This window comes from Glycomyces amatae (assembly GCF_020991375.1).
GTDB lineage: Bacteria > Actinomycetota > Actinomycetes > Mycobacteriales > Micromonosporaceae > Glycomyces > Glycomyces amatae.
This window is the reverse complement of record NZ_JAJLQZ010000058.1, coordinates 1-719: the sequence shown is the minus strand read 5'-3', so window position 1 is coordinate 719 and position 719 is coordinate 1. Positions and strand designations below refer to the sequence as shown.

The 719-nt window shown below is 67.5% G+C and carries 1 protein-coding gene; it reads left to right on the top strand.

What is annotated here, in order from left to right; all coding sequences use genetic code 11:
• Positions 1-682 (top strand): lytic polysaccharide monooxygenase auxiliary activity family 9 protein (locus tag LO763_RS28590; protein ID WP_230792317.1); only part of this gene is annotated, 682 nt, incomplete at its 5' end.
• Positions 683-719: the final 37 nt, after the last annotated feature.

Genomic DNA, 719 nt, shown 5'->3' with positions numbered 1-719 from the left:
TATTTATGGGAGCGATACCATGCTCGGATCGAGAGAACATCGCGTCAGAAGCCTCCTCCTCGCGTTCGCGGCGGTGGTCATGGCCAGCACCTCGGTGCTGTTCTTCACCGCCCAGAGCGCTTCGGCGCACGGCACGGCGACCTCGCCGGCCGCGCGGCAGTACAGCTGCTGGGAACGCTGGGGCGGCGACCACATGAACCCGGACATGGCCACCGAGGACCCCATGTGCTACCAGGCCTTCCAGACCAACGCCAACACCATGTGGAGCTGGATGAGCCTGCTCCGCGAGGGCATGCAGGGACAGCACGAGCAGCGCATCCCCGACAACCAGCTCTGCTCCGGCGGCAACGCCGAGTACGCATCGCTCAACGAGCCGGGCGACTGGCACACCACCCCGCTCAGCAACAACTTCAACCTCCACTACGAGGACCAGGCGAGGCACGGCGCCGACTACTACTGGGTCTACGTCACCAAGCAGGGCTACGACGCCACCACCGACGCGCTCGACTGGGGCGACCTCGAACGCGTCGTCGAGACCGGCGTCTACCAGCCGGGCGCGGCGGTCGACATCCCGGTGAGCGCGCCCGGCCGGACAGGGCACCACGTGGTCTACGTCGTCTGGCAGGCCAGCCACTTCGACCAGACCTTCTACTCCTGCTCGGACGTGTCGTTCGGCGGCTAGCACCGCCGATCGCGAGCTGAAGGCGGTCCCGGCCCCG